General features: G+C 62.7%; 1 protein-coding gene. It reads right to left on the bottom strand.

Annotated elements, in window-relative coordinates; genetic code table 11:
* Positions 1–407, bottom strand: a 407-nt coding sequence (locus tag AC07RN_RS21400) for a hypothetical protein (RefSeq protein WP_478337286.1), incomplete at both ends; no start/stop codon positions are given.

Raw genomic sequence — 407 nt, 5'->3', positions numbered from 1 at the left:
GAGCACATTAGGGTGAATAGCCAGGCCGTTGGCACGGCCCGAGTTTGCACTGAGGCCGGCCACGGACGCGCCGGTGAGCTGAACGATACCGACCGCGGCGGAAATCGATTGCACCGTGAGGAAACCGACGACCGCTAGTCGCGTAAAGGACTCCCGCTCAACGGCATAGTAGCGGATGATGAAGGGCGTAAGCCCTACCAGGAGTCCGAGCTTGACACCCACGTAGGAACTCGACAGGACGCTGGACGAGGTCCCCGCGATGACGGCGGCCAACGGAATCGACACGAGCGCAAAGACCCACACGCCTGCGGCAGGGGGGATCCGCATACGTCCGAGTAGTGCGCATGCGACGATCACCGCGAGAATCAGGTATGGCAGCTGGGCGCTTCCGTAGACCATCAGAAGGC

This window comes from Lelliottia sp. GFLA7 (genome assembly GCF_056490165.1).
The sequence above is the reverse complement of the archived record's forward strand: the minus strand, read 5'-3'. Positions and strand labels throughout refer to the sequence as shown.